The 22,239-nt window shown below is 68.2% G+C and carries 19 protein-coding genes and 2 riboswitches; of the genes, 14 read left to right on the top strand and 5 right to left on the bottom strand.

Annotation, left to right across the window (positions count from 1 at the left end):
• Nucleotides 1-31 precede the first annotated feature (31 nt).
• On the bottom strand, nucleotides 32-232 hold the full coding sequence (locus tag BLU81_RS31225) for a PspC domain-containing protein (RefSeq protein WP_373873360.1): 201 nt from the start codon (nucleotides 230-232) through the stop codon (nucleotides 32-34).
• 616 nt (nucleotides 233-848) lie between these two features.
• On the opposite strand from BLU81_RS31225, the gene BLU81_RS31220 reads away from it, so the two are divergent.
• From BLU81_RS31220 to BLU81_RS31200, 5 genes are all read left to right on the top strand, one after another.
• Nucleotides 849-2,837: a DUF5941 domain-containing protein gene (locus tag BLU81_RS31220; protein ID WP_092549300.1), complete on the top strand. Its 1,989-nt coding sequence runs from the start codon at nucleotides 849-851 to the stop codon at nucleotides 2,835-2,837.
• 493 nt (nucleotides 2,838-3,330) lie between these two features.
• Nucleotides 3,331-4,614: an ABC transporter ATP-binding protein gene (locus BLU81_RS31215; protein ID WP_092549297.1), complete on the top strand. Its 1,284-nt coding sequence runs from the start codon at nucleotides 3,331-3,333 to the stop codon at nucleotides 4,612-4,614.
• A 104-nt stretch (nucleotides 4,615-4,718) separates the two neighbouring features.
• Entirely contained in the window at nucleotides 4,719-5,180 is a 462-nt protein-coding gene (locus BLU81_RS31210; RefSeq protein WP_231953602.1) for an ATP-binding protein, read from the top strand.
• Nucleotides 5,181-5,247: 67 nt separating this feature from the next.
• Nucleotides 5,248-5,988, top strand: a complete 741-nt coding sequence (locus tag BLU81_RS31205; RefSeq protein WP_092549291.1) for a beta-phosphoglucomutase family hydrolase — start codon at nucleotides 5,248-5,250, stop codon at nucleotides 5,986-5,988.
• Nucleotides 5,989-6,040: 52 nt separating this feature from the next.
• A complete protein-coding gene (locus BLU81_RS31200; RefSeq protein ID WP_092549288.1) occupies nucleotides 6,041-8,404 on the top strand; it encodes a glycoside hydrolase family 65 protein in 2,364 nt (787 codons plus the stop codon).
• A gap of 57 nt (nucleotides 8,405-8,461) precedes the next feature.
• Here BLU81_RS31200 and BLU81_RS31195 read toward each other — a convergent pair whose 3' ends face one another.
• Nucleotides 8,462-9,508, bottom strand: coding sequence for a coiled-coil domain-containing protein (locus BLU81_RS31195; protein ID WP_092549285.1), 1,047 nt, complete (start codon nucleotides 9,506-9,508; stop codon nucleotides 8,462-8,464).
• A gap of 4 nt (nucleotides 9,509-9,512) precedes the next feature.
• Nucleotides 9,513-9,645: riboswitch (cyclic di-AMP (ydaO/yuaA leader) on the bottom strand.
• A 207-nt stretch (nucleotides 9,646-9,852) separates the two neighbouring features.
• Nucleotides 9,853-9,989, top strand: a riboswitch (cyclic di-AMP (ydaO/yuaA leader).
• Here BLU81_RS31195 and BLU81_RS31190 point away from each other — a divergent pair.
• On the top strand, nucleotides 9,988-11,025 hold the full coding sequence (locus BLU81_RS31190) for a coiled-coil domain-containing protein (protein ID WP_172890653.1): 1,038 nt from the start codon (nucleotides 9,988-9,990) through the stop codon (nucleotides 11,023-11,025). (Overlaps the previous riboswitch by 2 nt.)
• 22 nt (nucleotides 11,026-11,047) lie before the next feature.
• Here the strand turns inward: BLU81_RS31190 and BLU81_RS31185 are convergent, their stop codons facing one another.
• Complete coding sequence (locus BLU81_RS31185) at nucleotides 11,048-11,818, bottom strand: ABC transporter ATP-binding protein (RefSeq protein WP_092549279.1); 771 nt, start codon at nucleotides 11,816-11,818, stop codon at nucleotides 11,048-11,050.
• Nucleotides 11,811-12,707 carry an ABC transporter permease gene (locus tag BLU81_RS31180; protein ID WP_092549277.1) on the bottom strand — a complete coding sequence of 299 codons (897 nt, stop codon included), beginning with the start codon at nucleotides 12,705-12,707 and terminating at the stop codon, nucleotides 11,811-11,813. Before BLU81_RS31180 ends, BLU81_RS31185 begins: the two co-directional genes overlap by 8 nt.
• 187 nt (nucleotides 12,708-12,894) lie before the next feature.
• On the opposite strand from BLU81_RS31180, the gene BLU81_RS31175 reads away from it, so the two are divergent.
• The 3 genes from BLU81_RS31175 to BLU81_RS31165 all read left to right on the top strand — a co-directional run bounded on the left by BLU81_RS31175 (nucleotide 12,895) and on the right by BLU81_RS31165 (nucleotide 14,643).
• The gene (locus BLU81_RS31175) at nucleotides 12,895-13,494 is read left to right on the top strand and encodes a TetR/AcrR family transcriptional regulator (protein ID WP_092549274.1); all 600 of its coding nucleotides are present in this window, start codon (nucleotides 12,895-12,897) and stop codon (nucleotides 13,492-13,494) included.
• Between the two features lie 155 nt (nucleotides 13,495-13,649).
• The gene (locus tag BLU81_RS31170) at nucleotides 13,650-14,006 is read left to right on the top strand and encodes an Atu4866 domain-containing protein (protein WP_092549271.1); all 357 of its coding nucleotides are present in this window, start codon (nucleotides 13,650-13,652) and stop codon (nucleotides 14,004-14,006) included.
• Nucleotides 14,007-14,067: 61 nt separating this feature from the next.
• Entirely contained in the window at nucleotides 14,068-14,643 is a 576-nt protein-coding gene (locus tag BLU81_RS31165) for a hypothetical protein (RefSeq protein ID WP_092549268.1), read from the top strand.
• A gap of 1 nt (nucleotide 14,644) precedes the next feature.
• Here the strand turns inward: BLU81_RS31165 and BLU81_RS31160 are convergent, their stop codons facing one another.
• The gene (locus tag BLU81_RS31160; RefSeq protein ID WP_092549265.1) at nucleotides 14,645-15,115 is read right to left on the bottom strand and encodes a cysteine dioxygenase; all 471 of its coding nucleotides are present in this window, start codon (nucleotides 15,113-15,115) and stop codon (nucleotides 14,645-14,647) included.
• A 378-nt stretch (nucleotides 15,116-15,493) separates the two neighbouring features.
• On the opposite strand from BLU81_RS31160, the gene BLU81_RS31155 reads away from it, so the two are divergent.
• The 5 genes from BLU81_RS31155 to BLU81_RS31135 all read left to right on the top strand — a co-directional run bounded on the left by BLU81_RS31155 (nucleotide 15,494) and on the right by BLU81_RS31135 (nucleotide 22,239).
• Nucleotides 15,494-16,552, top strand: a complete 1,059-nt coding sequence (locus BLU81_RS31155; protein ID WP_231953601.1) for a neprosin family prolyl endopeptidase — start codon at nucleotides 15,494-15,496, stop codon at nucleotides 16,550-16,552.
• A 157-nt stretch (nucleotides 16,553-16,709) separates the two neighbouring features.
• The gene (locus BLU81_RS31150) at nucleotides 16,710-17,219 is read left to right on the top strand and encodes a sigma-70 family RNA polymerase sigma factor (protein ID WP_231953600.1); all 510 of its coding nucleotides are present in this window, start codon (nucleotides 16,710-16,712) and stop codon (nucleotides 17,217-17,219) included.
• Nucleotides 17,216-17,941, top strand: coding sequence for a zf-HC2 domain-containing protein (locus BLU81_RS31145; protein ID WP_092549262.1), 726 nt, complete (start codon nucleotides 17,216-17,218; stop codon nucleotides 17,939-17,941). The genes BLU81_RS31150 and BLU81_RS31145 overlap by 4 nt, the downstream gene beginning before the upstream one ends.
• A 31-nt stretch (nucleotides 17,942-17,972) precedes the next feature.
• Entirely contained in the window at nucleotides 17,973-18,995 is a 1,023-nt protein-coding gene (locus BLU81_RS31140) for a S66 family peptidase (protein WP_092549258.1), read from the top strand.
• A 163-nt stretch (nucleotides 18,996-19,158) separates the two neighbouring features.
• Nucleotides 19,159-22,239 carry a S8 family peptidase gene (locus BLU81_RS31135; protein ID WP_157751847.1) on the top strand — a complete coding sequence of 1,027 codons (3,081 nt, stop codon included), beginning with the start codon at nucleotides 19,159-19,161 and terminating at the stop codon, nucleotides 22,237-22,239.

The raw sequence follows: 22,239 nt of genomic DNA, 5'->3' as shown, positions 1-22,239 counted from the left end.
TTGAAACGGCCGTGGGTCACCACGTGAGGGGTCAGCGCTCGTTCGGCATCAGGAACCAGAGGGCCACGTAGGCCAGGAACTGCGGGCCGGGCAGCAGACACGAGACCACGAACAGCAGCCGGACGGTGCCGGGGCGCATCCCGAAACGCTGCGCCAGACCGGCGCAGACACCGGCGATCATGCGGTTGTGGCGGGGGCGGGAGAACGTGCGGCTCTTGAGGGGGCTGGTCACTTTCATCCACTCCTTCGGCGGTAGTCCGGTGTTTCTCTTCCCGGACTACTTCGACGGTAAGCACAGGAGCCCGGCCTTCCCTCATTCTGAGGTTGGATGCCGGCGGGCAAGCTCCCGTAAGGGTCTCCCGTACCCGGTGGACGCCCACTGTTAACCTGAGGCGGTTTCGGGCCCGCTGGCCCGCCCGGTCGGCCGCTTGCCGTTCCGTCAGGAGAAAGTCCTGGCCATCGATGATGCGGACGATCCGGTGAGCCGGCCGGAACCGAGCCCGGAGACGAGACTTTCCCGGCCCGCTGACGTCGGGGTCGGGTGTGGCTTCGGCCACGCTGAGCTATCGATTCGCCGGGTCGCCGGTCGAGTGATTCGACTGTGAGGTCGGTCTCACGGCCGCGTGCTTCACCGGCGAGCGCTGTGCGGCCGGTGCTGCCGGGAAGTGCTGTGAGGCCGGTGTCATCGGTGAATCGGGATCGCTTCGGCGGTGCCGGGGACGCTCTGGTGAGGCCGGGATCGCTTCGGTGGGGCTGGGATCGTTGATGAACCGGGTGCTGTCGCTGGTGGCGGTACCGGGCTGGTGAGAAGCCTGCGTGGCTTTGAGGAGGCAAGCGGTGGTGCTCGGGTGACGCTGGCTGTGTTGACTCCCCGGACCAGCCGCGACATACCGGACAGCGAAGCCGACCGGCTCGCGGGTGATCTCACCGGTGCCCTTCGGGCGGCGGGCGTCTCCTCGACAGTCCGGCTCGCCCCCGGCGCCGACGAGGGTGGTCATCTCCGTGAACTGGCCCGTCGTGCTCGCGACTCCGGTGAGTCGCTACTGATCTGTGCCGACAATCTGGTCGCCCACGACAGCCTGCTCTGGACGCTGGCCACCGAGCCGGCCGGCCGCAGCACGGTGCTGGTGGTCGCCGCCGCGGAGGGTGCCCTCAAGGAGGACCGGGGCCGGGTGATCGCCGCGCCGCCGGGCGGTGGAACCGTGCGCTACCTGGGTGCGATGTGTATCGCCCCGGCCGACCTGCCGCTGCTGGAGAAGGCCGCCGACGAGCCGGACCCGCTGGCTCAGATGCTCGCTGACGGGTTCGTGCCGGTGGCCACCCGGGTTCGGCTGCTGCACGCCGAACAGGTCGACGGCCCGGAACGGCTCGCCGCTGCCCGGGACGCGATCGCCGCGGTCGACGAGGACGCCGCGCGACTCCGGCTGGCCGTCAAGGAACAGGACGACTTCTTCACCACGTACGCGGTGAGTTCCTGGTCGCCGCTGGTGACCCGGACGGCCGCCCGTCTCCGTCTCACGCCGACCGGGGTGACAGGGCTCTCGGTGCTGTTCGCGGTCGGTGCGGCGCTGCTGTTCTGGCAGGCGTCCCGGCCCGCGATGATCCTCGGCGGGATCCTGCTCTACCTCGGGTTCGTGCTCGACTGTGTGGACGGTCAGCTGGCCCGGTACACCCGGAACTTCGACGCCTTCGGCGGCTGGCTGGACACGATGGCCGACCGGGCCAAGGAGTACGCGGTCTATGCCGGTCTGGCCGCCGGTGCCGACCGGATGGGGCTGCCTTACGCGTGGCCGCTGGCGATCACCGCGATCGTGTTGCAGACCGCCCGGCACATGACCGACACCTGGTACGGCGCTCTGCACGACGAGGCCGCGTCCCGCCCGGCTCAGGCCGCAGCGGGCGGGGGCACCGCAAGTGGAGGCATCGCGGGCGGTGCGGCAAACGGCGGAGACGCAGCTGGTGGCGGCGTCGCTGGCGGGGGAGCCGCGAGTGGTCGAGTCGGAGGCGTCGGCGCTCGGCTGAGTGCAGCTTCGGTGAAGGCGCAGAGCCAGCGTGGTTCGCTGATCTACTGGGCCAAGCGGATCGTGGTCTTCCCGATCGGTGAGCGCTGGGCCCTGATCTCGGTGCTCGCGGCGGTCTCGAACGGCCGGGTCACGATGGCCGCGGTCGTCGGGTTCGGGTTGCTGGCCGCCGCCTACACGCTGGCGCTGCGGTCGTTGCGGGCGCTGTCGATGCGGGTCGGGGTGCTGCACACGGTCGACACCTTGCGGCACCGCGACGACGGGCCGCTGGTGCGGGCCATGCTGAGCCGGGTCGACGTTGGGCGGCCGTTGCCGTTCGCTGCGATCTTCGTGGTGTACGCCCTGGCCACGGTCGCGCTCCTGGCCACCGGTGAGGTGTCGCGCTACCCGTGGCTGCTCGCGCTGGTGGTGATTCCGGTGCTGGTCACCGGGTTCCCGGCCCGGATCCGGCACGGTGGCGCCCTGGACTGGCTGGTGCCGGCTGCGCTGCGGGCCGCCGAGTACCTGATGGTGGTCGCGGTCGGGCTCTACGGCTCGGTTCCTCCGGCTCTGATCTTCCTGTTGTTGTTCACGCTCGCGCTGCGGCACTACGACCTGACCGCCCGGATGGAGAAGGGCGCGCCGGTGACCGGTGCGGGTGGTGCTCGGCTGGGCTGGGACGGCCGGGTACTGCTCCTGGTGCTCGCCGGACTGCTCGGCTGGGCCACGGCCGGCACGGCGGTGCTGGCGGCTCTGGTGGCCGGCGCGTTCACGCTGACCGCAGTCAGGGACTGGAAAGCTTCCCGCCGCCCCGAACCCGAACTCACCACGCGGTAGCCGACCGCACGCGGCGTGCCGAGCCGTGGTGCGAACCGAACCCGAACTCACCACGCCGTAGCCGACCGCACGCGGCGTGCCGAGCTGTGGTGCGGATCGAACCCGAACTCACCACGCGGTGGGCTGGTGCGCCTGGCGTGGTGAGCTGTGGTGCGGATCGAACCCCAAGTCGGCACGCAGTCGTTGGGGTTGGCCGTGGGCACCGCATTCGGCCCGGCGGTCGCGTCGGCGGCCTTGCGTGGGGTGCCTCTCGCGGGGACCGGGCATGCGGTGTGTGCTGCTTGTGGGGAGCCGTGAACCGTACGATCATACGGTTTTGGGTGTGAACGTGCACACGGATGACCTGCGGCGTTCAGCTTGCCGTAATTGAATGATCACTATGTGCAAATGGCACTTTCGCCCGATGGTGAAGCATTGACACCCCTCGCAGAGTTAGGGACCGATCGCCGACCGTCGTGGGCTTCGGGATCGCACTCGATGCGGGAGGTTGACGGTGTCCACCGTCGCACTCAAGGACGTCACCAAGATCTGGCCGGATGGCACGTATGCCGTCGACAACGTCAGCCTGGAGGTGAAGGACGGCGAGTTCATGGTCCTGCTCGGACCTTCGGGGTGCGGGAAGTCGACCGTGCTGCGGATGATCGCCGGGCTGGAGGATCCCACGCGGGGGGACATCCTCCTCAATGGTGAGCCGGTGCTGGAACTGCCGCCGCGGGACCGCAGCATCGCCATGGTGTTTCAGGACTTCGCGCTCTATCCGCACATGACGGTCGCGGAGAACATCGGGTTCCCGCTGAAGCTGTCCGGTGTCGAGCCGGCGCCGCGGCAGGATCGAGTGGGTGCGATCGCGGGGGCGCTCGGCATCGGTGAGGTGCTGGCGCGCCGTCCGGGGCAGCTCTCCGGCGGCCAGCGGCAGCGGGTGGCGATGGGGCGGGCGATGGTGCGCCGGCCGGGTATCTTCCTGATGGACGAGCCGTTGTCCAATCTCGACAGCGGGCTGCGTGCCGAGCTGCGTGCGGAGATCACCGGGATGACCCGTGAGCTGGGTGTGACGACGATGTATGTGACCCACGACCAGTCCGAGGCGCTGACCATGGCGGACCGGGTGGCGATCATGCGCCGTGGCGTGCTGCAGGATCTCGGCACGCCGACCGAGGTCTACCGGCGCCCGGCCACGCTCTACGTCGCGGCCTTCCTCGGCTCGCCGAAGATGAACCTGCTGGAAGCCGCGGTCTATGTGCACCTGGATCAGTACATCGCGCTGAAGTTCGGCGAGCAGGCGCTGTACATGCCGTGGAACGACCCGCGGGCCCGGGCGGTGGCCCGCTATCACGGCGAGCGGATCGTGGTCGGGATCCGGGCCGAGGCGCTCACCCCGGTCACCCCGGACACGCAGGGGCCGGTCTTCCAGGGCCGGATCCGGTATCTGGAGCACCACGGGCACGAGTCGCTGGCTTACCTCGACATCGGCGCCACCGCGATCGTGGTGGACGAGGCAGGCTCCCCGGCGGTCTCGCCGGAGGCGGGCAGTGGCGCTTTCAAGCGTGCGCTGCAGCGACTTTCTCGGGCGAACGCCACGGCCGATTCGGCCCCGGAGGGCCAGGATGACCTGCGGAACGGCCCGGCTCGGCACCATCGCAAACCGGCCGAACTCTCCGTCCGGCTAGCCCCTTATCCGCAAGTATCTCCTGGTCACTCGCTTGCGGTGGCGGTCCGGCTGGACGCTCTGCACTTTTTCGACGAACGCGGTGACCGGATCGACGTGGGGTGGCGCTGATGAATGAGGGACACCACTTCCGGGCAGGTTCCAGTCTGCCTCCTGCCATCGATCGGCCACAGCGAGTAAGCTGCACCACGGTGGAGGACAGGATCGGCCAAAGAGTGCGCTCGACTCTCGACGGGGAGCCGAGGGTCGATGCCGCCCCGCCACGGGAGTGGCCGGTGCTGCTGGACCGCGCGTTCGGCCCGGACGACATCACCATCCTGCGGCACGAGTCGACCCGGGTGATGGTGGCCGCGGGTCTCGGCGGAGATCGTCTGGACGGGTTCGTGCTCGCCGTCAACGAGGTGATCACCAACGTCGTGCTGCACGCCGGTGGTGAGGGCCGGATCGTTCTCAAGATCGAGGACGGTTCGGTGTGGTGCGTGGTGACCGACTCCGGCCCCGGCATCCCGGGTGCCTATCTGGACGGCCCGCACACCCCGGAGGCGTTCGAGGTCGGCGGCCGCGGCCTGTGGCTGGCGCACCAGCTGTGTGACGAGGTCACGACGGCCACCGGCCCGATCGGTACCTCGATCGGATTGCGGATCAGCTTGGACGCCGTCCGGCGCTCCGCTCGCTGAAACATCCTGGAAATGTGAAGCTGCCCTTCAGGTCTCGTCGCGGATCGGCTCCGGCTACATTGGGCGCGTGCTCGGACTTCCTTCACATGTGACCGCTTGCCTCTTCGATCTCGACGGTGTGCTGACGGACACCGCGCTGGTGCACGGAGCCGCATGGAAACAGACGTTCGATTCGTTCCTGGAATCGCGAGCTGAACGTGACGGCCAGCCTTTCGTGCCGTTCGATTCCGGCGCCGACTATCACCGATATGTCGACGGCCGGCAGCGTGCCGACGGAGTGCGGACCTTCCTCGCCTCCCGGGGCGTCACCCTGCCCGAGGGCGATCCCGACGACGGCCCCGATCAGGAGACCGTCAACGGCGTCGGCAACCGCAAGAACATCCTCGTGCTACAGAAGATCAAGGAAGGCGCCGTCCAGGTCTACCCCGGATCGGTGGAGTACCTGAAGGCCGTCAAGGCCGCCGGTCTACGCCGCGCGGTGGTGTCGGCGAGTGCCAACTGCAAGGACGTCCTGGAGGCGGCGGGGATCGCCGACCTACTGGAGGCCCGGGTGGACGGGGTCGTCGCGCGTGAGCGCGGTCTGCCCGGTAAGCCGGCGCCGGACACGTTCCTGCTCGGTGCGAAACTGCTCGGCATCGATCCGGCGAACTGTGCCGTGTTCGAGGACGCTCAGGCCGGAGTGGCCGCGGGGCGGGCCGGTGGGTTCGGCATCGTGATCGGCGTGGATCGTGTCGGCCAGGCTGACGAGCTGCGCGCGCACGGTGCCGACGTGGTGGTCACCGACCTGTCCGAACTGTTGCCCGGCTAGCTACGTTTCCTTCTTCATAAAGACCTCCAGATAAGTTACGAGAGGCACGACCGTGATCCGTGAACGGGCTTACCCCGTCGACCCATGGCACATCCGGGAGACTCGGCTCGACCTGGACCTGCTGGCCCAGTCCGAATCGGTGTTCGCTCTCTCCAACGGGCACATCGGGATACGCGGGAACCTGGACGAGGGCGAGCCCCACGGCCTCCCCGGCAGTTACCTGAACTCGTTCTACGAGCTGCGGCCGCTGCCGCACGCCGAGGGCGGGTACGGGTTCCCGGAGTCCGGCCAGACCATGGTGAACGTGACGAACGCCAAGCTGATGCGCCTGCTCGTCAACGACGAGCCGTTCGACGTCCGGTACGGCGAACTGCGCTCCCACGAACGCTGCCTGGATCTGCGGGGCGGCCTGCTGGAGCGGGTCGTCGAATGGGTCTCCCCGTCCGGCCAGGGCGTCCGGGTCCGGACCGTGCGGCTGGTGTCGTTCACCCAGCGGGCCGTGGTGGCGTTCCTCTACGAGGTGGAGCCGCTGGAGACGTCGGCCCGGCTGATCCTGCAGTCCGAGCTGGTGGCGAACGAGCAGTTGCCGCCGATGAGCAAGGACCCGCGGGTGGCCGCCGTCCTGGATCGCCCGCTGTTGGGCGAGGAGATGCTGGAGCAGCGCACCGGCGGCATCCTGATCCACAAGACCAAGGCCAGTGACCTGCGGATGGCCGCGGCCATGGAGCACCTGGTGGAGACCCCGGGCCGGCACGCCATCACCACCGAGGGCCACCCGGACTGGCTGCGCACCACGGTGGCCTGCCGGCTGGAGCCGGGACAGAAGCTGCGGGTGGTCAAGCTGGCCGCCTACGGCTGGTCCAGTATGCGTTCGCTGCCGGCTCTGCGGGACCAGGTCGGCGCGGCGCTGGCCAGTGCTCGCCTGGACGGCTGGGACGGTCTGGTCCAGCAGCAGAAGGACTACCTGGACGCGTTCTGGGACCACTCCGACGTCAAGGTCGAGGGTGACCCGGAGGTGCAGCAGGCGGTCCGGTTCGGCCTGTTCCACACCTTGCAGGCCGGCGCCCGGGCCGAGCAGCGCCCGATCGGTTCCAAGGGCCTGACCGGGCCCGGGTACGACGGGCACACCTTCTGGGACGCCGAGACCTTCGTGCTGCCCGCGCTGACCTATACCCAGCCGTCCGCGGCGGCCGACGTGCTGCGCTGGCGGCACTCGACGCTGGACCTGGCCCGGGAGCGGGCGCAGACCCTCGGTTTCCAGGGCGCGGCGTTCCCGTGGCGGACCATCCGGGGCCAGGAGTGTTCCGGGTACTGGCCGGCCGGCACGGCGGGCTTCCACATCGGCGCCGACATCGCCGACGCGGTCCGCCGGTACGTGCAGGCCACCGGCGACTACGACTTCGAGCGTGAGGTCGGCCTGGAGCTGCTGGTGGAGACCGCGCGGCTGTGGCGTTCGCTGGGGCACCACGACCGGCACGGGCGGTTCCACATCGACGGTGTCACCGGGCCGGACGAGTACACCGCCATCGTCAACGACAACATCTACACCAACCTGCTGGCGCAGCAGAACCTGATGACCGCCGTCGAATCCTGCAAGCGGCATCCGGACCTGGCTCGCAACCTGGGTGTGGACGACGAGGAGACGGCGTCGTGGCGGGACGCGGCGGCCGCCGTGCACCTGCCGTACGACAAGGAACTCGGTGTTCACCAGCAGAGTGAGGGCTTCACCCGGCTGCAGGAGTGGGACTTCGAGAACACCCCGCCGGAGGGGTACCCGCTGCTGCTGAACTACCCGTACTTCGACCTGTACCGCAAGCAGGTCATCAAGCAGGCCGACCTGGTGATGGCGATGTACATCCGGGGCGACGCGTTCACGCCGGAGGAGAAGGCGCGCAACTTCGCCTACTACGACGCGCGGACCGTCCGGGACTCGTCGCTCTCCGCCTGTGTCCAGGCCGTGATGGCGGCCGAGACCGGGCACCTGGAGCTGGCGCACGACTATCTGGGCGAGGCCGCCCTGATGGACCTGCACGACCTGCACCAGAACGCACGGGACGGCGTGCACGTGGCGTCGCTGGCCGGCACCTGGATGTCGCTGGTCGCCGGGCTCGGCGGCATGCGTGACTTCAACGGGCAGCTCAGCTTCGCGCCGCGCCTGCCCAGCCGGATCAACAACCTGGAGTTCTCGCTGCTCTGGCGGGGACTGCGCCTGCGGGTGATCGTGACCGCCGACGAGGTCACGTACTCGCTGCGCAACGGTGGCGGCCAGGCCCGGCTGACGCTGCTGCACCACGGCAAGGAGATCGAGGTCACCCAGGTCCGTCCGGTGACCGTGCCGATCCCCGCCGCGGTGCCGGCCGGTCCGGCGCCGGTCCAGCCGCACGGCCGGGCTCCGGTCCGGCGCTCGGTGCACTGAGGTCATAGAAAAGCGCCCCCGCCCTGACTCAGGGCGGGGGCGCTTTTCTACGTGCTGTTAGAGCATCGAGACGTGCACGTGGTCGGTGTGATCACTGACACCGTGATACGACTTCCAGCCCGAAGCCGGGAACCAGATCTGCTTGTACCAGATCACGTAGTAGATCCCGAGCTCGTCGGCATTCCGTACCAGGAAGGCCGTGAGGTTGTTGCCGTACTTCATCTTCTTGGTGTCGCTGAGACTCGCCGAGGAGAATCCGCTCTTCTGCAACGACCAGTCACAGGCTCGGCCCTTGGGATGTTCGAAGGGCCCACCAGTGCGGTGACAGCCGACGAACAGATTGAAGCCGGCCTTCTTCGTTTCCTTGTACATGTTCAGGGTGCGCTTGGTGATGCAGCCACCAGTGGTCGGGTCGTCCTCGGTGCAACCCTCGGCCGAGAACCCGCCGCTGGAGTTGCGCGGGGCGGCTTTCGCCTCGGCCGACTTCGAGTCCACCAGACCCTGGTTGACGGTCTGGTTGATGCCGGTGCTGGCGCCGACCAGGTCGAGCTGCTTCTCGGCGGATTCCTTCTGCTTCTTCAGGACCGAGAGCTGCTGCTGTTCGTTCTTGAGCTCGGCGTCGAGGGCCGCCTTCTTGGTGGTGACCTCGTCGATCACCTCGTTGAGCTCGTTGAGCTTCCGGTCGTGCAGCGTGTTGATCTCCTCGAGTGAGACCGCCTTGCTCAGGAAGTCGTCTGAGGAGCTGCTGTCGAGCAGGAAGGTGAGGGTGCTCAGGTTCCCGGTCAGGTACTGCTGCCGGGCGATCGAGTTGACCTCGGGAATCAGCACGTCCCGGCGGGCCTCGGCGGCCTTGATGTCGACGTTCAGCTTCTTCTGGTTCTTGGTGGAGGCAGCGACCGCTGCCTTCGCGGAGACGAATCGCCGGTTCGTCGACTCCATCAGAGTCGACATGAGCCCGTCGGACTTCGTCTCCGAAGCCGGTGCCGGGTTCTCGGTCTCGTCACCGGGTGCGGCGGACGCTGGTGAGGCCGGTGCCAGGAGCATCGCGGCGGTTACCAGCGGTGCCAGGGCCAGTATCAGCCACCGGCGGGGACGTGCTGTCATCAACAGTTCCTTCCGTGACTCCGCCGACCGAGTTAGCTGACGGGTTCGGGACGGAAGCAATCCCTACCGCAACTGCGGATACACCCCAGTGACCTGGTTCCCCGGTTCGTCTCGCGACGATTGGGCGGTGGCCTGCCGGCAACTCGGGGGCGGTGCCGTCCTGGCAGGACCGGCGGCCAGTTTACCCGAGATATCGCTGTGGATCAGGCCCCGGTAAGGGCCAATGCAGTTACCGTCCAATGACTATCCGTAATTGCTGTCACCGTTTGTGTCAGGCCAAATGCGTCGCGTACGAGAACTGTCGATACTTGGATCGAGTGGGTATGGTCGGTGCGGTTCCCGCACGGGAGCCGCCGCCTAATCGTCATCAATGACGAGCCGGGGATCCATTTTCCCTCGGGGTGAATCCGCACCCAGCGGTAGGGATTTCCTTCGTCCCGAACCCGTCAGCTAACTCGGTCGGCGGCCGACGGAAGGAAATGCCTGTGCAGCAGAACACTGCGCGGCGGTTGGCGGCGTTGCTGGCGCTGTTCGTCGCCGCGTGCGGATTGGTCGTCGCCCCTACGGCGGCCTCTGCGGCCCCTCCGCTGCTCGCCGCCCCGGGTGACTCCGGAGATGACGGCGAGGGTGGTTCGGGGACCCTCATCGAACAGCTCGAGAAGGCCTCCAGCGGCTATGTGAAGGCCAAGAAGCAGCTCAAGACCTCCAAGGACCAGCAGGTCAAACTGGTCGCCGAGATCAAGCGACTGGACTCCGAGGTCGGCCCGAAGCAGGACACCCTCGACATGCTCGCGACCCAGGCGTACACCGCCGGTCGCGCCGGCACGATGGCCACCCTGCTCAGCTCCGACTCGGCCGAGGGATTCCTGGGCCGGGCCGAGACCCTGGCGCTCGTCGCGACCGACCAGAACCGGGCCATCGAGGACATCAAGTCCACCCTGGACACCCAGCAGAAGGCCAAGGTCGCCCTCGACCTCACCATCAAGGACCAGACCAAGCAGGTCACCGTGATGGCGAAGCAGAAGACGAACGCCGAGGCAGCACTCAAGGCCGCCAATCAGGGCGCCGCCAGCTCGGCCACCAGCACCGGCGACAGTGCCGACGCGGCCCCGGCCCCCAGCGGCTCCGGTTCGGGCTGTAGCGAGACCGACCCGACCGGCACCGGCGGCTGTCTCACCCCGCGCACCCTGCACGCGCTGAACCAGGCGAAGGCCGCCGGGTTCACCCGGTTCACCAAGTGCTGGCGCACCCAGAACAGCGGTGAGCATCCCAAGGGCCGGGCCTGCGACTTCTCCGCCGAGAAGGGCACCTTCGGCGGAGACGCCACGGGATCGGACAAGACCTACGGCAACAACCTGGCGAACTACTTCATCCACAACGCCGACAGCCTCGACGTGCTCTACGTGATCTGGTACCGCCGGATCTGGCTGCCGAGCAGTGGCTGGAAGTCGTACAGCGGCGCGGGTGGCGACCCGTCCAGCGACCACACCAACCACGTGCACCTGTCAGTCAACTGACGAACCGGAGTCGCGAGGCCTTCTACCTGCGGGTGAAGGCCTCGTACTCTTTCATCACCTCGGTCGTCGGGCCGTCGGCGCGGATCGTGCCGGCCTCCAGCCAGATGCACCGCTCGCAGGTGTCCCGGATCGACTGCTCGCTGTGGCTGACCAGGAAGACCGTGCCGGCCTGGCCGCGCAGCTCACGGACCCGCTGCTCGCTGCGCTTGCGGAACTTGGCGTCACCGGTGGCCAGCGCCTCGTCGATCAGCAGCACGTCGTGCTGCTTCGCGGCGGCGATGGAGAACCGCAGCCGGGCCGACATGCCGGAGGAGTAGGTCCGCATCGGCAGCGAGGAGAAGTCGCCCTTGTCGTTGATGCCGGAGAAGTCGATGATCTCCTGCTTCTTGGTCGCCACCTCGGCCGGGGACATGCCCATCGCGAGACAGCCCAGCTCGACGTTGCGATCCCCGGGCAGTTCGTTCATCAGGGCCGCGTTGACGCCCAGCAGCGACGGCTGGCCGGCCGCGTAGATCGCGCCCTTGGAGACCGGCAGCAGGCCGGCCACCGCGCGCAGCAGGGTCGACTTGCCGGAGCCGTTGGTGCCGATCAGGCCGATCGCCTCGCCCTTGTAGGCGACGAAGCTGACACCCTTGACCGCGTGCACCTCGCGGATGTTGCCGGCCTTGGAGCCGGTCACCATCCGCTTGAGGCTGGCCAGTGGGCTGGAGTTGGGGGCGCCGCCCTGCTGGACCCGATAGATGATGTGGGCGTTGTCCGCGATGACGGTGGGGGTGCGTTCGCTGTCAGCCACGGCCGTAGCCCTTCTCTCCGCGCCAGAAGTAGACGTAACCACCGATGCCGACGACCAGGCTCCAGACGGTGGCCTGGATCCACAGCACGGCGGGGGGATTGGCGAGCACGACGTTCTCCAGCAGTGCGTGGCGGGCCAGCTCGATGAAGATGAGCAGCGGGTTCGCCTCGACGATCTGGAGTTGCCAGCCCTTCAGTACGTTCTCGAACATGGTGACCGGGTAGAGCACGGCCGACCCGTAAAGCCAGAACCGCATGATGAACGGGATCAGCTGCTTGACGTCGCGGACCTTGGAGCCGTAGCGGGCCATGAACATGCCCAGCCCGACGTTGAAGAACGACTGGAGCAGGACCAGGGGGACCAGCAGCAGCCACTGGAGGGTGATCGGCTCGCCGGTCGCCAGGACGATGGCCATCAGGACCACCATCGCGACCAGGAAGTTGCGGATCTCCACCACCGCCGCGGAGAGCGGCAGGCTGGCCCGCGGGAAGTGCAGCGCGCGGATCATGCCCAGGTTGCCGGTGATCGCGTTCGTCCCGGTCTGCACCACCGACTGGGTGAACTGGAAGACGAAGACACCGATGCAGAGGTACGCGATGAAGTTCTCCATCGAGCGGTGCGTGTTGAGCACCAGCCCGAAGATCACGAAGTAGACCGCTGCGTTGATGACCGGGGTGAGGACCTGCCACACCGCGCCGAGCTTGGTGTTGCCCAGTGCGGACGTCATCTTCGCGCTCGCGTGCGCCTGGATGAAGTGCCGGTAGGCCACAAGCTGCCGGGTGTACTCCGGAAGGCTGGGGAGCCGACCGGAGGCACTCAGGCCGTTCTGCCGGGCCATCTCCTTGAGGGAGAGCCCGGTGTCGGCCGGGGCGACCGCCGTCTCTGGCATGGGGTCGTGCTCCGATCTAGTCGGCCCGCTGGGGACGGCGGAATCCGAGGCCTGATGCGCGGTCACAGAGTGCAGCATGCCAGGCTCCCGCCGACGTCGATGGAACGGGTTCGTATCGACGTGAACTGAAAGGTAGCCGACCGAACGGCGGAACGCAACCGTTACGTCGTAGCGCTATAGTGGCCATGTGGCGACAATCAAGCGCGCACCAGCCGGAGCGGCGGTGCTCCGAGGCGACATCACCGTGGCGATTCGCAAAGCGGTCATGAGTGAGCTGGCGGAGGTGGGTTACGGCAGGCTGTCCATTGAAGCCGTCGCCCGCCGCGCCGGTGTCGGCAAGACCGCGATCTATCGCCGGTGGAGCAACAAACTCGAAATGGTAATGGAGATAGTCAAGGATGTCGCGGACCGAAAGGTTCCACTTCCGGACACCGGGAGTTTCCCTGGCGACCTCCAACTCCTCCTGCTGATCGTCAGCACGGCCCTTCAGCACCGGATGGCCTCGCAGATCATTCCGGACCTGATGGCCGAGGCGGCCCGCAATCCGCAGATCGCCGAGACCCTCCAGCGGGCCCTGCGCACCCATCAGCAGGCCGTCGGCGAGAAACTCATCGGCCAGGCCGTCGCCCGAGGGGAACTGCCCGAGGGCACCGATCCGGACGTCGCGGTCGACATGATCCTCGGCCCGCTCTACTGGCGTCTCGCCGTGGCGCGGCAGCCGATCGAGGAGGACTACCTGGAGAAGTTCACCGTGGCGGTCACCGCGGCGTTGCGCGCCACGGTCTGAGCGGGCACCCGTGCGGGGACCGAGCACCCGTACGGGAACCGAATCGCTCCGCTTCGCAACTGACGGAACCCAGCGACCCGGTCCATCGGGTGCCGACCGGAAAGGGCGTCCCCGCGCCCCGACCGGAAGCGCGCCCCGACCGGAAGCCGAGCCCGATGCACACTGCCTTCGACCCGCACGTCGACTTCACCGTCCTCGACGCCGCATCGCTCCTCGCCATCGCGATGGGCGGCACGGCCTACAACGGTCCCGCCGCGATCCAGTCGCAGGTGGCGATCAACACGCCCGTGGTCGGTGCGTGGCGTAGCCCGGACGGGACGGTGCGACTCCGGTTGCACACCGACGGCACGTTCGCCGGTGAGGTGGCCGGGCGCCGCCGGTCGGCCCGGGGCACCTACGACGTCGACGGCGAGTCGGTCGTGCTGCGCGACGACTCCGGCCTGCAGACCCCGGTCCACGTGTACGACGGCGAACTGGAGATGGCCGGGCACCGGCTGCGGCCGGCCGGATAGAGGCCTAAGAAGCGGGAGTACGTGGCCGAACGGTAGGGGACCACCCATCGAGAGGACGTACATGCGGCGCACCGGTATCGCGATCACCTTGGCGACGGCATCGCTGGCGCTCGGCGGCTGTGCCGCGCTGAGCATGAACGGCTCCGGCAGCGGTGGCGACGGTGCGGGGACGACCGCGGAACTGGGCAAGCCGTGGATCCTGGTGGACCAGGGCAAGGCCACCCCGGCACCGAGCACGACGACCGGTAAGCCGACGGTCTCGCCGTCGATCTCGGTGTCCGCCACGCCGACTCCGGATCCGGGCTGCACCAAGCTGTGGCCGCGGACTGACTGGCGGGTGTTCATCCCGATCGAGGTGACTGTGGGGACCGGCTCGGTCAAGATCGAATGGCCGACCCAGTACGACTCGAACTACCGTGTCACCGCCGTACCGCAGCAGTTGATCTCCGGTGCCCAGCCGGAACCCACCTGGAAGGCCGTGGCCGCCGGGACGGGGTGCACGATGACCACCACGATCACCGGGCTGACCTCGGGCGCCCCCTACATCGTGTGGCTGGACGCGCCGAACACCGGCCGGGACGTGGACGGCACCCGGCACCTCTACAGCGGCCGCTCGGGCGTGATCTACCCGAAGTAGGTCACCACTCGGCGCCGGCGCGCTCCACGGTGAGGACCTCCAGTCCGGCGGGGGACAGCCGGTATTTCGTCATCCTGGTCAGTGCCGGGCCGTAGACGTGCACGCTGACCGCGGGACGGGCCGAGCGGTTCTCGATGCGGTGGACGTGGTGGCTGCCGAAGCGGCGGCCGGCGCCTTCGCCCAGCTCCCGGGAGATGACACGGGGGACGCCGCCGGTGACCGAGACGGTGTCCTCGGCGAGGGTGCCGTCGTGCACGTGGAAGGCGCCGGCCGAGCCGCCGTGGTCGTGGATCTCGGTGGCCTGCCCGGGCAGCCAGGTGAGCAGCCACACCTCGTGGTCGTCGGCGACGGCGAGCCGGTGGTACCACCTCTCGACCGGGTTGAAGCGCGGTGCCACCGCCCACTCGTCGGCGGCCGCCGAGAAGCTCTGAGCGATGGCGAGATGGTCGAGTCGAACGCCGGTGACGGCCACGGTGCCCCTCCAGGTTTAGGATAGTTATCCTATAGACTTGATAGGTTTTACCACAAGATCCTTGCGGGGGTGTGGCGATTTCGTGATCCACTACTGAACTCGAAAGAGGCTTGGCGAACTTTGCCTCTTTCGAAAGCTGGTGCGAAAAACATCGTTGCGCAATCGGGTGAGCACGCTGCGTCGAGTAAATCGGCCGAGGGTTCACCGGATCGGCCTACGCTGGTCGGCTGTTCCGGCGAAATACGCTGCTCAGGCGGTCCCTACCCAATTGAGAACGCTATATGGTGACCGCGCCGCCGTGAACCGGTTGCCGGAGTGCGCCACGTGGCCGCCTCCGATGTTCAGGCCGCGAGGCCATGACACACCGAGGACGGACCCGTGTTGAAGTCCCGCCGCGGACTGCTCGCCGCCGGCATCACCGCAGCAGTCGTCGGCTCCATCGGAGTCGTCTCGACGCTCAACGCGGGTGCGGAGCAGATCCCGGTGCCGGCCGTCGCGCCGGCTGTCGACCCCGCCGTGACGGCACCCGAACCGACCCCGCCGACGACACTCCCGTGGGGCGCGGAGCCGGAGGATCTTCAGACCGGGCGTGACGGTGCGAGCAGCCGGTCCCTCAAAGCGTCCGGGCTGGACGCCGCCGCCCCCGACGCGAGCGGCGAGCAAGCCGGTGAGGAGTACGCCCCCAAAGGGGCTACCACCGGTCGTACCTTCCGTACGACCGAGCAGACCACGGTGATCCCGCCGGTCCCCCCGAGCCTCGTCAAGTCGGCCGTCCCCGCCGACGGCGAGACCGTCTTCTTCCACTACAACGTGGGCGCGCAGCCGGCGGTCACCGAGGGCGTCTACGCCAACATGACCATCGCCAAGCCCACCCTGGACAAGGCGGACTACCACACGCTCGCCGAGTTGGCCGTGCAGTCGGCCGACACGCTCCAGGTCGTCGAGGTCGGCTGGACCGTGGACCGGACCGTCAACGGCGACGACGACCCGCACCTGTTCGTCTTCCACTGGGTCGACGGCAAGCCCACCTGCTACAACGGCTGTGGATTCGTGCAGTACAGCGCGAACATCCGCCCCGGTGACACCCTGCCGCAGGACACCGTGAAGAAGGTCGGCCTTCAGTACTCCGGTGGAGCCTGGTGGGTCGCCTACGACTCCGAGTGGGTCGGCTACTACCCGGACAAGCTCTGGAGCAGCGGTTTCGCCAAGACCGGCAACATCCAGATCTTCGGCGAGGTGGCTGCGGCGTCCCTCAAGCCGTGCACCCAGATGGGCAACGGCCTGACCCCGGAGGACACCACTGCCGCCCGGTTCAGCAGCGTCACCTATCTCAATGGGCCCACCGTGGACCTGGCCGTGCGCAGCACCACCGAGGCGTACGCGGCGTCGAAGCTGACCGCCCGAACCTTCCGGTACGGCGGTCCCGGGGTCTGCTGACCTGGATCTTCATCGTCGATGCCCGGTACCCGAAAGGGTGCCGGGCATCGACGTTTTCCGGTTTGCCGGGCAGTGGTTGAACCGGTCCACGTGCCACGATGTACATCCGGGTGGACGGGCCGAACCCGAGGGAGAACTGGCGCCGATGAAGCGACGGGTGAGCCCCGACGAGCAACTGATGACCGCGCTGTACACCGAACACTATTCCGTCTTGATCAACTTTGTCTCCCGCTACGTGTCGGACCGGCACAAGGCGGAGGACGTGGTTCAGGAGACGCTGTTGCGGGCTTGGAAGCACATCGACCACCTCGACCCAGAACCGGGACGAACCAGGTCGTACCTGCTCACCATCGCCCGCAACGTGGTGACCAACGCCTGGCGCGCCGAACAGCGCAGACCACGCCTGGTCGCCGATGAGAACGCGGTCAACTCGGTGCCGTCGGCTGACAATGTTGATCAAATGGTGGAAGGCTGGCTGGTGGCGGAGGCGCTCGAGCGCCTCTCGCCGGAACACCGGGCGGTCATCCAGGCGATGTACTACGAGGGGCAGAGCGTGGCGGACGCGGCGCGGAAACTGTCGGTGCCGGAGGGCACGGTCAAGTCGCGCGCCTATTACGCGGTCCGAGCGTTACGTACGGTCTTTGAGGAGATGGGGATGCTTCGATGAGCGACCTCGACGAACACGGATCGCTGCACCGGCTGTTGGGCGGCTATCTCCTCGGTGGACTCGATGAAGCCGACACCGAGAAACTCGACGAGCACCTGCACGACTGCGCCGACTGCCGGGCCGAACTGGACCGGCTGGCACCCGTACCAGAGATGTTGCAGCATGTGCCGGACGCGCGGAACCTCGCCGGTGGCGCCGCCCTCGCGGTCGGCCCGACGGCCCGGCCCAGTCCACAGAACATCGAGGGCCTGCTCGGCCGGATGCGGGCGGAGAAGTACAAGGAGACCCGGGTCAACCGGGTGCGCTGGCTGGCCGCCGCCTCGGTCACGCTGATCGCGGCCGCAGCCATCGGCTACGGGGTCATGACCAATACCGGTCAGACCCCGGGGACGCAGAACCCGCCGGTGGTGGCGCTGCCCAGTCCGGTCAGCGCGCAGTTCCAGCCGGCCCCCGGCAGCGGGCTGACCGGCGCGGCCGCGGTGGTCCCGAAGAAGTGGGGCGTCGAGGTGTCCCTGGCGGTCACCCGGATGTCCGGAAACGGTCCGTTCCTGTGCCTGGTCCGGATGAAGGACGGCAGCACCCAGCAGGCCGCGGCCTGGGGTGACACCGCCGACGGCGAGGCCAAACTGACCGGAGCCAGCTCGGCACAGATGTCCGACGTCGCGGCCATATTGATCACCGACCGGGACGGGAAGGTCCTCGGAACGGCATCGATGGCCTGAAAGCGATTGCCGGGGCGGGTTGAATGGGATCATGAGACTTCGCCCCGGTGACCGCGTCGCGGTCGTGTCGCCGTCGTTTGCGGCACCTGCTCTCTTCCCCGAGGTCCACGAACTCGCCATGCGGCGGCTGCGTGAGGAGTTCGGCCTGGAGCCGGTCGAGTTCCCGACCACCCGGAGTTTCGGCGCCTCGCCCGAGGACCGGGCCGCGGACCTGATGGCCGCCTATGCCGACCCGTCGATCCGGGCGGTGATGGCCAGCATCGGCGGCGACGACCAGCTCACCGTGCTGCCCCATCTCGACCCGGCGCCGTTCCGGGCCGACCCCAAGCCGTACTTCGGCTACTCCGACAACACCAACCTGCTGAACTGGCTCTGGGGCCACGGTGTCCAGGCGTTCCACGGCGGGTCCACTCAGGTGCATCTGGGCCGGGGTGCGGGCGTCGACGAGATCCACGCGACGTCGCTGCGCGCCGCCCTCTTCGACGGTGGTGACCTGGAGATCACGCCGGTCGCCGAGTTCTGCGAGGAGGAGATGGCCTGGGACGACCCGCGGGCGCTGACCGAGGCGCCGCCGTCGGTGCCGAGCCCCGGACGGCACTGGCACCAGCCCGGCCGGGTGGTCACCGCGAAGACCTGGGGCGGCAACCTGGAGATCCTGCACTGGAACCTGGCGGCCGGCCGGTGGATCCTGCCGAACGAGCGGTACACCGGGTCGATTCTGTTGCTGGAGACCTCCGAGGAGCAGCCCTCCGGCGGCGAGGTGTTCCGGATGCTGCGCAACTTCGGCGAGCGGGGCCTGCTGGAGCAGTTCCCGGCGGCGCTTGTCGCGACCGCCAAGGCCACGTCCCTTTTCGGACAGCGGCCGGTGGCGGAACGGGAGAAATACCGGGATGAACAGCGGGAGGCGGTACTTATGGCATTTGCCACGTACAACCCCGAGGCGATGCTGGTGTTTGGAATCGACTTCGGACACACGTCGCCGCAGTGGATTCTTCCGTACGGAGGTCAAGTGACCGTCGATGGATCAGCTCGGCGGATCATCGCCCATTACTAGGCTGGTGCTGGAAACAATTCCGGGGCAAACTCCTTGATCAGATCGACCCATGGCGATTATTCGTCATGGGTCGAACCCTGTCCTGAGGGAGGCACGCGACGTCCGGGCCCCGCACCACCGTGCCCGGCCGGACTCACGTGCGGCACGGAGGAGGCAAGCCCGCGTGGGCTCAGAAAAATTCAGCAAGCGGTTCGCCGCGATGGCCGGGATCAGCGTTCTGCTGACCGTGACGGGCGTCGGCAGCGCCTCGGGAGCGGCCGCCGCCCCCGGGGACTCGCCGGCGTTCAAGCCGGTACCCGCCGGTTCCAAGATCAACAATCTGCCGGCCGGGATGCGTGACCGTCAGGTCACCGTCATGGTCGAGCTCAGCGAGGACCCGGTCGCGGTGGTCGACGCGGCCGCCGCGCAACCGTTGACCACGACGCAGAAGAAGCAGCGCCGGGAACGGATCCGCACGGAGCAGGTGCCGGTCGAGAAGAAGGCCCGTCAGCTCGGCGGCACCGTGCTCGGCGCGTACCAGGACGCCTACAACGGCATCAAGGTCCGGGTCGCCGCCGACGAACTGGAGTCGCTGGCCGCAGCGCCCGGCGTGGTCAAGGTGCACGCGCTCCAGCTGGTCAAACCGGACAACGTCCGGGGGGTGGCGATGATCGGCGCCCCGGCGGTGTGGAGCGCGCCGGACAACCTGCGCGGCGAAGGCGTCAAGGTCGCCATTCTGGACACCGGCATCGACTTCACCCACGCCGACTTCGGTGGACCGGGCACCACCGCCGCGTACGAGGCCGCACACGCCACGGAGACCACGGCGGCCGACCCGGCGCTGTTCGGCCCGAAGGCCCCGAAGGTCAAGGGCGGCATCGACCTGGTCGGTGACAGCTACGACGCCGACCCGGCCAGCGACTCGTACCAGCCGGTGCCGCACCCCGACGCCAACCCGCTGGACTGCGGCGGCCACGGCACCCACGTCGCCGGTACGGTCGGCGGCTACGGTGTGCTGGCTGACGGCAGCACCTACAAGGGTGCGTACGACAGCGCCACGATCAACTCCAAGTCGTGGATCGTCGGTCCGGGCGTGGCTCCGAAGGTGGACCTGTACGCGGTCCGCGTCTTCGGCTGTGAGGGCTCCACCGACATGACGGTGGACGCCATCAACTGGGCCGTGGCCAACGACATGGACGTCATCAACATGTCGCTCGGCTCGCCGTTCGGCACCGCGGACGCGCCGGAGTCGGTCGCCGCGGACAACGCCTCCAAGAACGGCGTGATCGTGGTCGCCTCGGCCGGCAACTCCGGCCCGGCGCCGTACATCACCGGTAGCCCGGCGTCCTCGACCAGCACGATCAGCGTCGCCGCCAGCGACCCGACCCCGGCCTTCCCGGGTGCGAAGCTGTCGTTGGGCCTGAACGCGATCAACGCCAACGGCGCGACCTTCGCCAATGGCCTGACCGCGCCGATCAAGGTGGTCGGCAACGGTGCCGGTGGCATCGCGCTGGGCTGCAGCACCGCGGAGTTCGCGGCGGCCGGCGTGACCGGCTCGATCGCGGTGGTGGCTCGTGGCACCTGTGCCCGGGTCGCCAAGGCGGTCTACGGTCAGGCCGCCGGTGCGGTCGCGGTGATCCAGGTGAACAACGTGGACTCGCTGCCGCCGTACGAGGGCCCGATCACCAGTAACCCGGACACCGGCGAGGCTGCGCTCGTCACCATCCCGTTCCTGGGTGTGCCGTCATCGGCCGGCGCGACCCTGCTGGCCGCGAACGGATCCAGCCTCTCGCTGGAGAACATCAACCTGGAGAACCCGGGCTACAAGGCGACGGCGAGCTTCTCGTCGGGTGGCGCACGGACCGGTGACAGCTGGTTGAAGCCGGACGTCACGGCTCCGGGCGTCAGCATCTTCTCCGCGGGCGTCGGCACCGGCAACGGCACGGTCGCCATGTCCGGCACCTCGATGGCCGCCCCGATGACCGCCGGTCAGGCGGCCCTGGTCAAGCAGGCTCACCCGGACTGGCGCAAGGTCGAGTACTGGAAGGCGGCCATGGTCAACACGGCCGACCCGTCCGGTGTCTCCGACTACACCACCCGCGTCAACGGGGCCGGTCTGATCCAGGCGCCGGGCGCGGTGAACACCCAGGTGGTGGCGCTCGGTGACAAGGGCACCGCCACGCTGAACTACGGGTTCGCCGAGCTGGACAAGACGTACAGCAAGCGCAAGGTCATCAAGGTCAAGAACCTGAGCAGGACCAAGCAGACCTTCACCGTCGCGGCCACCCTGCCCGCGGGCAGCCCGCACAAGGTCAAGCTGTCGAAGACCAAGGTGACCCTGGCCGGCAAGGGCGAGACCGAGGTCGGTGTCACCCTCGAGGTGGCGGCCGGGACCGCGGGTGACTCCAGCGCGTTCAACGACGTCGCGGGCCTGATCACCCTCACCCCGACCGGTAAGAGCAACGACGGTGTCAAGCTGCGGGTGCCGTACTACCTGGTGCCGCAGGCCGTGTCGAAGGTGAGCACGGCGCTGGACGTCAACGCCCTCAAGAAGAAGGGCGCGGCCACGGCCACCGTGACCAACAAGAAGGGTGCGGTCGCCGGGACCGCCGACGTGTTCGCGTGGGGCCTGTCCGACGCGAAGGACGCGGCCGGTGCCGCCGACCTGAAGGCCGTCGGGGTGCAGAGCCTGCCCGCCGACAACGCCATCGCGTTCGCGGTCAGCACCCACAACCGGCTGTCGAACGCCGCCCGCAACGAGTTCGACGTGTACGTCGACGTCAACGGCGACAAGATCGACGACTACCTGGTCGTCGGCGCCGACTACGGCCTGCTCACCACCGGTGACCTGACCGGCGAGCTGGTCACGGCGGTCTTCGACCTGCGGACCGGCGGCGCCACGCTGGAGTTCTTCGCCGACGCCCCGTTCGACAGCAGCACCATCGTGCTCCCGGTGCTGGTCTCGCAGCTCTGTGAGGCCGGGTCGCCGTGCCTGTCGGCGGCCAGCCCGCGCCTGACCTACCACGTGGAGAGTGTCGGCATCATCGACGGCAACGACGATGAGATCGCCGGGACCGCGACCTTCAACCCGTTCACGCCGGCGCTCACCATCGGCCTGATCGGCGAGGTCGCGCCGAACAAGTCGCTCACCTCGAAGGTCACGCTCGACAAGGCCGAGTTCGCCAAGAGCCCGGCCAAGGGCCTGCTGGTCCTGAGTCACGACAACACCAGTACCACCGAGGCTCAGCTGATCACGATCCGCTGA

Source organism: Actinoplanes derwentensis (genome assembly GCF_900104725.1).
GTDB lineage: Bacteria > Actinomycetota > Actinomycetes > Mycobacteriales > Micromonosporaceae > Actinoplanes > Actinoplanes derwentensis.
This window is presented reverse-complemented; position numbering and strand designations above follow the sequence as displayed.